The organism is Streptomyces capparidis (genome assembly GCF_054782095.1).
This window is the reverse complement of record NZ_BAAGTD010000021.1, coordinates 41,492-53,269: the sequence shown is the minus strand read 5'-3', so window position 1 is coordinate 53,269 and position 11,778 is coordinate 41,492. Positions and strand designations below refer to the sequence as shown.

Genomic DNA, 11,778 nt, shown 5'->3' with positions numbered 1-11,778 from the left:
CACGGCCCAACTCGGGCCGCATCTCTCCATGCTTGTTGAGTTGTGGGGCCGGGGCCCCGAGGGGGCCGGCCCTACGGCGCCGGCGTCCCGGTCAGCCGGCCAGGCCGCGGGTCGCGCCCTCCAGGCGGCTGGCGACCGTCCCGTCGATGACCTCGTCGCCGATCCGCACCCGGATCCCGCCGCGGACCTCGGGGTCCACGTCCAGGTTCAGGTGCACCTCGCGGCCGTACATCCTGCCCAGGGCGGCGCCCAGCCGGCTCTTCTGCCGGTCGGTGAGCGGCACGGCCGAGGTGACCACGGCCACGACGCGCCCGCGCCGGGCGGCTGCGAGCTTGGAGTAGCCCTCCAGGCCCACATCCAGGCTACGGCCACGCGGATGTGCCACGAGCCGGGCGATCAGCCGCTCCGTGACCGGGTGCGCCCGCCCGCCGAGCAGCGAGTGGACCAGCTCCGACCGGGAGGCGGGCGGCGCCGCGCGGTCGGCCAGCGCCTGCCGCAGCTCGGGCGAGGACTGCACGATCCGGCCGAACCGGAACAGCTCGTCCTCCACGTCGTCCAGCCGGTTCTCCCGCTCGGCCACGACGAGCTCGGCGATCGCCGCCAGCTCCTCCACGGCGTCCGCCAGGTCGCGCGGCTGCGACCAGCGGGAGCGGACCAGGCCGCCGAGCAGGTCGAGCGTGGGACCGCCGACCTGGCCGGACAGCAGCCGGGCGGTGAGGTCCGCCTTGGCCTGCCCGTCCTTCGCGGGGTCGGTCAGCACCCGGCGCAGCGCGACCTCGCGGTCGAGCAGGTGCCCGACGGAGGCCAGCTCCGCCGACAGCTCGCCGGCGTCCACGGCGGTCCCGGCCAGCAGCGCGTCCAGCCGCTCGCGAGCGGAGGCCAGCGCCTCACGGCTAGCGCCGTTCATCGGCGGCCCTCCTTCCGTCCAAGGCCACGCCCGGCCGCGTCAACGACCGCCCCACGGCACGCCGTCGGGGTGTTCATCGCGCGGCACCTTCCTCGGCCCGCTCCTCGAGCTCGTCGAGGAACCGGTCGATGATCCGGCTCTGCCGGGCGTGGTCCTCCAGGGACTCGCCGACGATGCGGCCGGCCAGCTCGGTGGCGAGCTTGCCCACGTCCTGCCGCAGCAGCGCGGCGGCCTGCTTGCGGTCGGCCTCGAGCTGGGCGTGGCCCGCCTCGACGACGGCCTCCCTCTGCCGCTGGCCCTCGGCGCGCATCTCCGCGATGAGCGCCGCGCCCTGCTCCTGCGCCTCCTGGCGCAGCCGAGCGGCTTCGTGGCGGGCGTCGGCGAGCTGCTCGCGGTACTCCTCGAGCACCCGCTGAGCCTCCGCCTGCGCCTGCTCGGCCTTCTCGATCCCGCCCTCGATGGCCTCACGCCGCTCCTCGAGCACCTTGTTGATGCTGGGGAGGAGCTTGGAGTAGAAGAGCCAGAAGACGATGGCGAAGGCGAGCAGGCCGACGACGAACTCCGGAACCGGAGGGATCAGAGGGTTCTGCTCCTCGTCCTCCGCCGCGATCAGCAGGAGATTCACGTCTGGACCTTCCTCTGGTTGTTGCCTGGGATCCGGATCAGGTGCCGAACACGAACGGCATGACGATGCCGATCAGGGCGAGCGCCTCACACAGGGCGAAGCCGAGGATCTGGTTCTGACGGATCAGACCGGCCGCCTCGGGCTGGCGGGCCAGCGCCTGGGTGCCGTTGCCGAAGATGATGCCGACGCCGATGCCGGGGCCGATGGCGGCGAGGCCGTAACCGATGGAGGCGAGGGAGCCGGAGACCTCGGAGGCGGCGAGGGTCTGGAGAGCGGACATGCCGTTTCTTCCTTCTTCTTCATGAGCCGGTGGGGGTTGGCCACCGGACGTCTCTCGTACGGGGCGGATGCGGCGGCTGTCAGTGGTCCGCGTGCAGCGCACCCTGAATGTAGCTACAGGCCAGCAGGACGAAGACGTACGCCTGGAGCCCCTGGATGAACAGCTCGAACATCGTCATGATGATCACCATGACGAACGACACGGCCGCGTAGGCGATGCCGATGCCGTTCAGCAGGTACCAACTGGCGATGGTGAAGATCAGCAGCAGCAGGTGTCCGGCGAACATGTTCGCGAACAGCCGCACCGCGTGCGTGAAGGGCCGGACGAACACGTTCGACAGGAACTCGATCGGGATGAGGATCGGGTAGATCGCCTTCGGCAGCCCCGGCATGTAGCACAGGTTCTTGAACCCGCCCGCGAAGCCGTGCTTCTTGAAGTTGATCGTCAGCCAGGTGATCCACACCAGCAGGGCGAGACCCGCCGGGAAGGCGATGATCGAGGTCACCGGGAACTGGGCGAACGGCACGATGGACCAGAGGTTCATGATCCATACGAAGAAGAACAGCGAGACCATCAGCGGGACGTACTTCTCGCCGTCCTTCTTGCCGATCGTCTCGTACACGATGCCGCGGCGCACGAAGTCGTACCCGGCCTCGCCGACCATCTGGAGCTTGCCGGGGACGACCTTCGGCTTGGCGAACGCCGCCCAGAAGAAGCCGATCACCAGCAGCGTGGTCAGCAGCGCGAGCAGGATCGGCTTGTTGAACTCGATCCCGCCGACCGTGAACATCGGCTTGAACATGAAGGAGTGCAGGCCCGGTGAGGGGAAGCCGCACCCGTCGAAGATGTGGCAGTCGGTCTCAAAGGCGAGCACCTGGCCATTACTCACCGGGAGCTCCTTCGGCGTGACGCATGGGTACGGCAACCTCGTTGTGTCGGCGCGACGTCGAGCCGCGGAACGGCACTGGACTGGTTATGCAGATCAGGAGCGGGCCGAAGGGCCCGGAAGGCGCATGCGGCATGGGCAGCCTTGTCCGTCCCGAGGACCGAAGGCCACCTGCGCCCGCTGAGCCGTAGTTGGCACCGGACGATAGCAGGAGCCGGCGCGTGCCCCGACTCCACCCCCGGTCTCATGCCCGGGACTCCGGCGTCTTGGGCGCCCCGCTCCCGGCCGCGGCCGGGTCCACGTAGAGGATCTTGGCCTTCATGTGCCCGCGGACCTGGGCCGTGACCCAGACGACGGTGCACCCGAGCAGGGTGAGGGCCATCGCCCGGAGGTCGAACGCGTCCGTCTCGCGGAACAGCATGAGCACCAGCATCAACAGCAGCAACTGCGTGGTGTAGACCAGCAGGCCCATCGCCTGGAACAGGTGGGGCAGCGCCCTGGCGGTGCGCTGGAGCGCCACCAGGCCGGCGGCGAAGAACGCGATCACCAGTGCCGCGCCGACAGCCGCGCCGATGGCGCCCTCGGATCCCGCCACCGGCGCGCTGACCCCGACGGCCACGAGGCCGAGGGCAGCGGTGGGGACAGCGGCGCTCAGAAGGATCCGGGCGTCGTTGGACTGCATGCGGGCAGCTCCGGGGTTGTGGACGTGCAGTGCGGGGTGACGGGCGCCGGCCCGCGGCATGCGGGCGAACGCCGATCAGGAGGGTGTGACCAAGGGGCGATGTCCGCCTCAGCCGGAAGACCCTCTCGTGTGGTCTTTCGGCTTGCCCCCGTCGTTCGTGAACGGTATCACAAACTATTTGATGAGAGCTTTACCTATTTGCTGTGCTCCACGTCACACTTACGGGTTACTGGGCGCACGATTGCGCTGTTAGCGAAACAATGCCCCCTACCCTTCGCGGCGGCCCTCTCGCACGGCCCCGAACTCACGACTCCCCGCCCTGTGACCCGGCCGTCGAGCCCGCCCCGGAGTGGGCGTGCGAGCGGCGGGCGAAGCGGTGGCGGTCGCCGACCGCGGAGGCGCCGTTGGCCCGGTGCGGCGCGCCCGCGGGGCGGGCGTCCTGCCCCTCGGCGGGCGCCGCGGCCTCGTGGGCGGCGCCGCGACGGCGGCGGCTGCCCCGGTACCGCGGCGGGACGACGGCCTCCGCCCACTCGGGCGCCTTGGGCCGGAACCGCGGCAGCATCAGCACCACCAGGCCGATCGCGCACAGCACCAGCACGGCGAGCAGCAGCACCGTGGTGTTGGACTGCACCGAGAACGCCACCGTGCCGAGCGCGATCAGCGCCGACCAGAAGTACATGATCAGCACGGCGCGGCTGTGCGAGTGGCCGATCTCCAGCAGCCGGTGGTGCAGGTGCTGCTTGTCGGCGGCGAACGGCGACTGGCCGTTCCAGGTGCGGCGGACCACGGCGAGGATCAGGTCCGTCATCGGCACCGCGATCACCGTCAGCGGCAGCAGCAGCGGGATGTAGACCGGCACCATCTCCTGCACGGCCTGCCGCTGGGAGCCGCCGAACTCGGCGAGGTCGTCCAGCTCGACCTGGCCGGTGATGGAGATCGCCGAGGCGGACAGCATCAGCCCGATGAGCATCGAGCCGGAGTCGCCCATGAAGATCCGCGCCGGGTGCATGTTGTGCGGCAGGAAGCCCAGGCACATGCCGATGAGGATGGCGCTGAACAGGGTGGCGGGCGCGGCGCCCTCGATGCCGTGGCCGAACCACAGGCGGTAGGCGTAGATGAAGAACGCGACGGCGGCGATGCAGACCATGCCGGAGGCCAGGCCGTCCAGGCCGTCCACGAAGTTCACCGCGTTGATCGTGACGACGACCAGGGCCACGGTCAGCAACTGGCCCTGGATCGGGGTCAGGGTGAGGGTGCCGACACCGGGGACGGGCAGCGAGATGATCTGGAGGCCCTGGAAGACCATGACGCCCGCGGCGACCATCTGCCCGCCGAGCTTGAGCAGGGCGTCCACGCCCCACTTGTCGTCCAGCACCCCGAGCAGCCAGATCAGCCCGGCCCCGGCGAGTACCGCGCGGGGCTCGTCGGTGCTGGTGAAGACGACGCCGATGTGCGGCAACTGCGAGGCCACCAGCAGGCCCGCGCACAGTCCGCCGAACATGGCGATGCCGCCCAGCCGGGGGGTGGGCTCGCGGTGCACGTCGCGCGCGCGGATCTCGGGCATGGCGCCGGCCGCGATGGCGAACTTCCGCACCGGCCCGGTCAGCATGTAGGTGACGGCCGCGGTCACCAGGAGGGTCAGCAGGTATTCACGCACGGCGGCCCCTGGTCCGGTGGCAGGTCTCGCTGGTCCTCACGCGTCACACCCTATTCGCGTCCTTCCCCCCTGAGCGAACAGCCGAGGTGATCGGCCGCGGTGGCGGTGCGACAGAAGGGACGAAGGTGACCCCGCCGCGTTCCGGCGCGGCGGGACGTGGACACGGGAGGAGACTCCGCGGACGCCGGGAAGGTTGCACACGCGACCCCGGCCGCCGGCGGGCGGGCCGCCCCGCGGGGCCGGGCTCAGCCGGCCGGGTACGCCGGGAAGCCCTCCAGCAGCGCCGCCACCGCCGAGGTGAGCTCCGCGCGGTGGCGCCCGTCCGGGTCGCGCAGGGCGCGGGCGATCAGGCGGGCCGTCCCGGCCAACTGCTCCTCCCCCATGCCCTGGGTCGTCACCGACGAGGTGCCGGCCCTGACCCCGGAGCCCGCTTCCACCGGGCGCTCGTCATACGGCAGGCAGCTCTTGTCCAGCACGATGCCCGCCCGGGCGCACCGGGAGCGGGCCTCCAGGCCGTCCAGGCCGAGCCCCAGCGTGCTCGCCGTCACCAGGTGGGTGTCCGTGCCCCCGGTCAGCGGCTCGACGCCCTCCTCCGCCAGCCCCCGCGCCAGCGCCCGCGCGTTGCGCACCACCTGCCGGGTGTACGCGGCGTACTCCGGGGTGGCGGCCTCGGCGAAGGCGACGGCCTTGGCGGCCACGCTGTTCATGTGCGGGCCGCCCTGCGAGAACGGGAACACGGCGCGGTCGATGCGCCGGGCCAGGGCCTGCCCGCACAGGATCAGCCCGCCGCGCGGCCCGCGCAGCACCTTGTGGGTGGTGGCGCACACCACGTCCGCCCAGGGCACGGGGCTGGGCGCCACCCCGCCGGCGACCAGGCCGATGGTGTGCGCGGCGTCCACGATCAGGTAGGCGTCCACCTCGTCGGCGATCGCGCGGAACGCCGCGTAGTCCAGGTGCCTGGGGTGGGCGATGGAGCCGCACACGATCGCCTTGGGGCGGCGGGCCAGGGCCAGGTCGCGGACCTGGTCGTAGTCCACCTCGCCGGTGTCCCGCCGCACCCCGTACCCGTGGAAGCGGAACCACCGGCCGGAGAAGTTCGCGGACGAGCCGTGGGTGAGGTGGCCGCCGTGCTCCAGGGACATGGCCAGCACCGTGTCCCCGGGCACGAGCAGGGCGGCGTAGGCGGCCAGGTTCGCCGAGGAGCCGGAGTAGGGCTGGACGTTGGCGTGGGCCACCCCGAACAGTTGTTTGGCCCGCTCCACGGCGAGCTGCTCGGCGACGTCCACCACCTCGCACCCGCCGTGGTGGCGGCGGCCCGGGTAGCCCTCGGCGTACTTGTTGGCCAGCGGGCTGCCCAGGACTGTGAGCACGGCCGGGGAGGTGAGGTTCTCCCCGGCGACGAGCTGGATCCTGCGGCGCTGCCGGGCCAGCTCGGCGAGCACCACCTCGGCGATCCGCGGGTCAGCGCCCCGCAGCGCCTCCATGCCCGCGCCCCAGGACCCGGCCTCCGGCCCGGCCGCGCCCCGCGGGGCCGGATCCCGGGCGGTGCCGCCCTGCGCGGCGCGGCCCCCGGCCCGCGCGGCGCGGCCTGGGGGTGTGCGCTCTTCGGGTGTGCTGCCCTGCGCGGTGTTGCCCGCAGGGGGCGGGCCGGCGACCGTCATCGGGACTCCCGGACGGGAGGAGGCGGGTACTCAGTCCCACTTTAGGTGGGCTTCCCGGGATACGCCGGTCAAAGCGGTCACCACCGGATCGAGGGCGTGGTAGATCTCGTCGCCGCAGTTGCGGAAGACGGTGATGGGCGCGCCGTAGGGGTCGTACACCTCGTCCGCGTCCGGGGTGGGCGCCAGCAGCCAGCCCCGCAGCGCGGCGGCGGCCCGCACCAGGGAGCGGGCGCGCTCGATCACGCCGCCCTCCTCCGCGTGGGGCAGCGTGGCGGGGTCTATGGCCCGCACCAGCCGGGTGAACTCCTTCAGCGTGAACGTCCGCAGCCCGGCGGCGTGGCCCATGGAGATCACCTGGGCGCGGTGGTCCCGGGTCGCGGTCAGCACCAGGTCCGCCTCGATGACGTGGTCGTCGAGCAGCTCGCGGCCGGTGAAGCCGTCCGCGTCGGCGCCGTACTCGGCGAGCACGGCGGCGGCGTTGGTCTCCATCGGGGCGCCCTCGTGCCCCCAGGTGCCCGCGCTCTCCACGACGATCCCGGCGGCCTGGTCGCCGAGACGCTTGCGCAGCTCGTGCCGCGTCAGCCGCTCGGCCATGGGCGAGCGGCAGACGTTGCCGGTGCACACGTGGAGGATGCGGAAACGGTCACCCGAGGGGGCCTGGTCCGATATGCCCCGCTCGTGGTCCGTGTACCCGCACGCCGGCCCCCGGGGCGCGGTCAACTGGCCGCCCCCAGGCCCGGTACGACCTTGCGCAGCTCCTCCAGCGACAGCGCGCCCGCGCGCAGCAGCACCGGGACGCGGCCGGTCACGTCCACGATCGAGGACGGCACGTTGTCCAGCGTGCGCCCGCCGTCGAGGTAGACCGACACCGAGTCGCCGAGCATCTCCTGCGCGGCGTCGCAGTCCTGCGGGGCCGGGTGGCCGGTGAGGTTCGCGCTGCTGACGGCCATCGGCCCGGTCTCGTTGAGCAGCTCGATCGCGACCGGGTGCAGCGGCATGCGCACCGCGACCGTGCCGCGGGTGTCGCCGAGGTCCCAGCGCAGGGAGGGCTGGTGGCGGGCGACCAGGGTCAGGGCGCCCGGCCAGAAGGCGTCCACCAGCTCCCACGCCTGCTCGGAGAAGTCGGTGACCAGGCCGTGCAGCACGGTCGGCGAACCCACCAGGACCGGGGAGGGCATGTTGCGGCCCCGGCCCTTGGCCTCGAGCAGATCCCCCACGGCCTCGGCGGAGAACGCGTCCGCGCCGATGCCGTACACGGTGTCCGTGGGCAGCACGACCAGCTCACCGCGGCGTACCGCGGACGCGGCCTCGCGCAGTCCGATCGCCCGGTCGGACGCGTCGGAGCAGTCGTAGCGGCGTGCCATCGTCAGGGCCTCCTGGTTCGAAGAATGGGCCTAGCGGCGTTCATGGCATGACCTTGCGGGCTGTGGCGAACCGGGGCCGGTTGTTCAGGTCCCGGTGGTCGGCGGCGTCCGTCCAGCCCGCGTCCTCGTTGAAGATCCAGGGGACCTGGCCGCCCTGTGTGTCGGCGTGCTCGACGACGACGACGCCGCCGGGCCGCAGCAGGCGGGAGGCGGTGCGCTCCAGGCCCCGGATGACGTCCAGGCCGTCGCGGCCCGAGAACAGCGCGATCTGCGGATCGTGGTCGCGCGCCTCGGGGGCGACGTTCTCCCACTCCTCGAGCGGGATGTACGGGGGGTTGCTGATGACCAGGTCCACCTGGCCGTTGAGCTCCGGCAGGGCGGCGAGCGCGTCCCCGTGGTGCAGCGCCACGCGGCTGCCCTCGGTGTTGCGGCGGGCCCAGGCCAGCGCGGTCTCGTCCAGCTCCACGGCGTGCACGGTGCTGCGCGGCACCTCCTGGGCGAGCGCCAGCGCGATGGCGCCCGAGCCGGTGCACAGGTCCACCACCAGCGGCTCGGCCACGTCCATGGCCCGCAGCGCGTCTATCGCCCAGCCGACGACGGACTCGGTCTCCGGCCGGGGCACGAACACGCCCGGGCCGACGGCCAGCTCCAGGTAGCGGAAGAACGCCCGGCCGGTGATGTGCTGGAGCGGCTCGCGGGCCTCGCGGCGCGCCACGGCCTCCCAGTAGCGGGCGTCGAAGTCGGAGTCGGGCACGGTGTGCAGCTCGCCCCGCTTCACGCCGTGCACGTACGCGGCCAGCTCCTCGGCGTCGAAGCGCGGGGACGGCACGCCGGCGTCCGCGAGCCGCTGGGTGGCCTGGGCCACCTCGGCGAGCAACAGGTTCACTCGGGCCCTCCTCGCGGTGTTCTCGGGGCTGGGGTCTTCTCGTGGTGGGGGCGCGGCGGGGTGCGCCGGGTCCAAGCGTGGCAGGCGCGTCATCCGGCCGCGGCCAGCTTGGCCGCGGAGTCGGCGTCCACGCAGGCCTGGATCACCGTGTCGAGATCGCCGTCGAGCACCTGGTCGAGGTTGTACGCCTTGAAGCCCACCCGGTGGTCCGAGATGCGGTTCTCGGGGAAGTTGTACGTCCTGATGCGCTCGGAGCGGTCCACGGTGCGCACCTGGCTGCGCCGGGCGTCGGACGCCTCCTTCTCGGCCTCCTCCTGGGCGGCGGCAAGCAGCCTGGCCCGCAGGATGCGCAGCGCCTGCTCCTTGTTCTGCAACTGGCTCTTCTCGTTCTGGCAGGAGACGACGATGCCGGTGGGCAGGTGGGTGATGCGCACCGCGGAGTCGGTGGTGTTCACCGACTGGCCGCCGGGGCCCGAGGAGCGGTAGACGTCGATCCGCAGGTCGCTGGGGTTGATCTCCACGTCCACGTCCTCCGCCTCGGGCAGCACCAGCACGCCCGCGGCCGAGGTGTGGATGCGGCCCTGGGACTCGGTGGCGGGCACGCGCTGCACCCGGTGCACCCCGCCCTCGTACTTCAGGCGCGCCCACACGCCGCCGCCCGGCTCGGTCCGGCCGCGGCTCTTGACCGCCACGGAGACGTCCTTGTAGCCGCCGAGGTCGGACTCGTTGGCCTCGATGATCTCGGTGCGCCAGCCGACCCGCTCGGCGTAGCGCAGGTACATGCGCAGCAGGTCGCCGGCGAACAGCGCGGACTCCTCGCCGCCCTCGCCCGCCTTGATCTCCAGGATGACGTCCTTGTCGTCGCTGGGGTCGCGCGGGACCAGCAGCAGCCGCAGCCGCTCGGTGAGCTCCTCGCGCCGCTGTTCGAACGCCTTGACCTCGGCGGCGAAGTCGGGGTCCTCGGCGCCCAGCTCACGCGCGGTGGTGATGTCGTCCCCCGTCCGCAGCCACTCCCGGTACGCCTCGACGATCGGGGTGAGCTCCGCGTACCGCTTGTGGAGCCTGCGGGCCTCGGCCTGGTCGGCGTGGACGGATGGGTCGGCCAGCCGCTTCTCGAGGTCGGCGTGCTCGCCGATCAGGTCCTGGACCGCCTCGAACATGGTGGGGCACCCCTTCGTGGTTGCTGCTGGGGTTGACGCGATGGGGGACGACAAAGCGCCGGTCCGGCCGCCCCTGCGCGGGAGCGGCCCTGGACCGGCGCTGACGTGTGGCTACTTCTTCGCGGACCCGGCGCGCTTGCCGAAGCGGGCCTCGAACCGGGCGACGCGGCCACCGGTGTCGAGGATCTTCTGCTTGCCCGTGTAGAACGGGTGGCACTGCGAGCAGATGTCCGCGCGGATCACGCCGTCCTTCGCCGTGCTGCGGGTGGTGAAGGAGTTGCCGCAGGTGCAGGTGACCTGGGTCTCGACGTACGTGGGGTGGATGTCGGGCTTCACAGGGATCTCTCCAATGACTCGGGAGGGCACCGGGTCGGGCGGCGGGCTGCCGCTCCGTGAACCGGGGCCGACGCACCAGTCTGCCAGGACAGGCACGCAACGACCAAAACGCGGCCCGGGGCCCTGGATATTCCGGGGGCCCCGCGCCCGGCCGGCAGGGCGCCTGCGCAGGGCCGCCTCAGCGGGTGCTCGGGGCCAGCCTGGGCATCGAGGGGGCGGACGGCGTGTCCACGGGGACGGTGGCCACGCCGGGGCCGCCCTCCGTGGCCGACCTGGGCACCGGGCGGTCCGCGCGCAGCGCCGCCCACACCTGGCCCGCCTGCGGCTGCCTGGGCACCACGCGGTTGCGGTCGGCCGCGTCGTAGTCCACCGGCAGCACGACCATGGTCACGTCCCGCGCGTCGATCCGCCCCAGGCTGTCCGCCAGCTTGGTGACGCCGCCGATGGAGGCGATCTCCGAGTCGGTGGTCAGCGCCCCGGAGGCGGCCCTGGCCACCCGGTACAGCTTCGCCGGGTTGGTCAGCACGCCCAGGTCGTGCACCTGGGTGAGCAGCGCGGTCAGGAAGCGCTGCTGGAGCTCTATGCGGCCCAGGTCGCTGCCGTCGCCGACGCCGTGCCGGGTGCGGACGAAGCCGAGCGAGCGCTCGCCGTCCAGGTGGTGGGTGCCCGCCCGCAGGTCCAGGCCGGACTCCCGGTCGTGGATCGGCCGGTCCACGCGGACGGTCACCCCGCCGAGGGCGTCCACCAGCTTGGTGAACCCGGCGAAGTCGATCTCCAGGTAGTGGTCCATGCGGATGCCCGTCATCGCCTCGACGGTCTTCACCGAGCAGGCCGGGCCGCCGATCCGGTACGCCTCGTTGAACATCGAACGGGCCCGCGCGGGCGCCGTGCCGCCGACGCCGTCGGTGCGCCGGCACGCCGGGCGGTCGACCAGCGTGTCCCGCGGGATGCTCACCACCGTGGCCTTGCGGTGGCCGGCCTCGACGTGGACGACCATCGCGGTGTCCGAGCGCGCGCCGCCGGCTCCCCCGCCGTACGCCGAGTTGGCGCCGGCGCGGGAGTCGGAACCGAGGACGAGGAGGTCCATCGAGCCGTTGTCGACGTCCCGCGGCCGGTCCCCGCCCAGTTGCGCGTCGAGGTCGATGCCGCGCAGGTCCCCGCTGAGCACGAGGTAGACGAACGCGAGCCCGCCGACGCCGAGCACGGCGGCGGCGGTCACGATCCAGGTGGTGACCCGCAGGACGGCCCGCCGCAGCGGACCCGGTGTCCCGGAGTGGTCTCGCGTGCCCATGCTCTTCCCGCTCCTGAAGGCAGCTTCCCCCTACCACCGGATT

Annotated in this window: 13 protein-coding genes; all 13 read right to left on the bottom strand. The window is 72.5% G+C overall.

Annotation, left to right across the window (positions count from 1 at the left end):
- Window positions 1-91 precede the first annotated feature (91 nt).
- On the bottom strand, window positions 92-907 hold the full coding sequence (locus ACYVO2_RS18550) for a F0F1 ATP synthase subunit delta (RefSeq protein WP_461008975.1): 816 nt from the start codon (window positions 905-907) through the stop codon (window positions 92-94).
- Window positions 908-980: 73 nt separating this feature from the next.
- Entirely contained in the window at window positions 981-1,532 is a 552-nt protein-coding gene (locus ACYVO2_RS18545; protein WP_461008974.1) for a F0F1 ATP synthase subunit B, read from the bottom strand.
- Between the two features lie 37 nt (window positions 1,533-1,569).
- Entirely contained in the window at window positions 1,570-1,812 is a 243-nt protein-coding gene (atpE, locus tag ACYVO2_RS18540; RefSeq protein ID WP_461008973.1) for an ATP synthase F0 subunit C, read from the bottom strand.
- 79 nt (window positions 1,813-1,891) lie between these two features.
- A complete protein-coding gene (atpB, locus tag ACYVO2_RS18535; protein ID WP_461008972.1) occupies window positions 1,892-2,701 on the bottom strand; it encodes a F0F1 ATP synthase subunit A in 810 nt (269 codons plus the stop codon).
- A gap of 241 nt (window positions 2,702-2,942) precedes the next feature.
- Window positions 2,943-3,380, bottom strand: coding sequence for a hypothetical protein (locus tag ACYVO2_RS18530; protein ID WP_461008971.1), 438 nt, complete (start codon window positions 3,378-3,380; stop codon window positions 2,943-2,945).
- 304 nt (window positions 3,381-3,684) lie between these two features.
- Window positions 3,685-5,037, bottom strand: coding sequence for an MraY family glycosyltransferase (locus ACYVO2_RS18525; RefSeq protein ID WP_461008970.1), 1,353 nt, complete (start codon window positions 5,035-5,037; stop codon window positions 3,685-3,687).
- Window positions 5,038-5,282: 245 nt separating this feature from the next.
- The gene (locus ACYVO2_RS18520) at window positions 5,283-6,698 is read right to left on the bottom strand and encodes a serine hydroxymethyltransferase (protein ID WP_461008969.1); all 1,416 of its coding nucleotides are present in this window, start codon (window positions 6,696-6,698) and stop codon (window positions 5,283-5,285) included.
- A 30-nt stretch (window positions 6,699-6,728) separates the two neighbouring features.
- Complete coding sequence (locus ACYVO2_RS18515; protein ID WP_461008968.1) at window positions 6,729-7,418, bottom strand: arsenate reductase/protein-tyrosine-phosphatase family protein; 690 nt, start codon at window positions 7,416-7,418, stop codon at window positions 6,729-6,731.
- A complete protein-coding gene (locus tag ACYVO2_RS18510; RefSeq protein ID WP_461008967.1) occupies window positions 7,415-8,062 on the bottom strand; it encodes an L-threonylcarbamoyladenylate synthase in 648 nt (215 codons plus the stop codon). The genes ACYVO2_RS18515 and ACYVO2_RS18510 overlap by 4 nt, the downstream gene beginning before the upstream one ends.
- 40 nt (window positions 8,063-8,102) lie before the next feature.
- Window positions 8,103-8,948, bottom strand: coding sequence for a peptide chain release factor N(5)-glutamine methyltransferase (gene prmC / locus ACYVO2_RS18505; RefSeq protein WP_461008966.1), 846 nt, complete (start codon window positions 8,946-8,948; stop codon window positions 8,103-8,105).
- 89 nt (window positions 8,949-9,037) lie between these two features.
- Window positions 9,038-10,108, bottom strand: a complete 1,071-nt coding sequence (prfA, locus tag ACYVO2_RS18500) for a peptide chain release factor 1 (protein WP_461008965.1) — start codon at window positions 10,106-10,108, stop codon at window positions 9,038-9,040.
- 111 nt (window positions 10,109-10,219) lie between these two features.
- Complete coding sequence (gene rpmE / locus ACYVO2_RS18495; protein ID WP_461008964.1) at window positions 10,220-10,444, bottom strand: 50S ribosomal protein L31; 225 nt, start codon at window positions 10,442-10,444, stop codon at window positions 10,220-10,222.
- Between the two features lie 178 nt (window positions 10,445-10,622).
- Window positions 10,623-11,735 (bottom strand): LCP family protein, encoded by a 1,113-nt coding sequence (locus tag ACYVO2_RS18490; protein WP_461008963.1) that lies wholly within the window; start codon window positions 11,733-11,735, stop codon window positions 10,623-10,625.
- Between the last annotated feature and the right edge of the window lie 43 nt (window positions 11,736-11,778).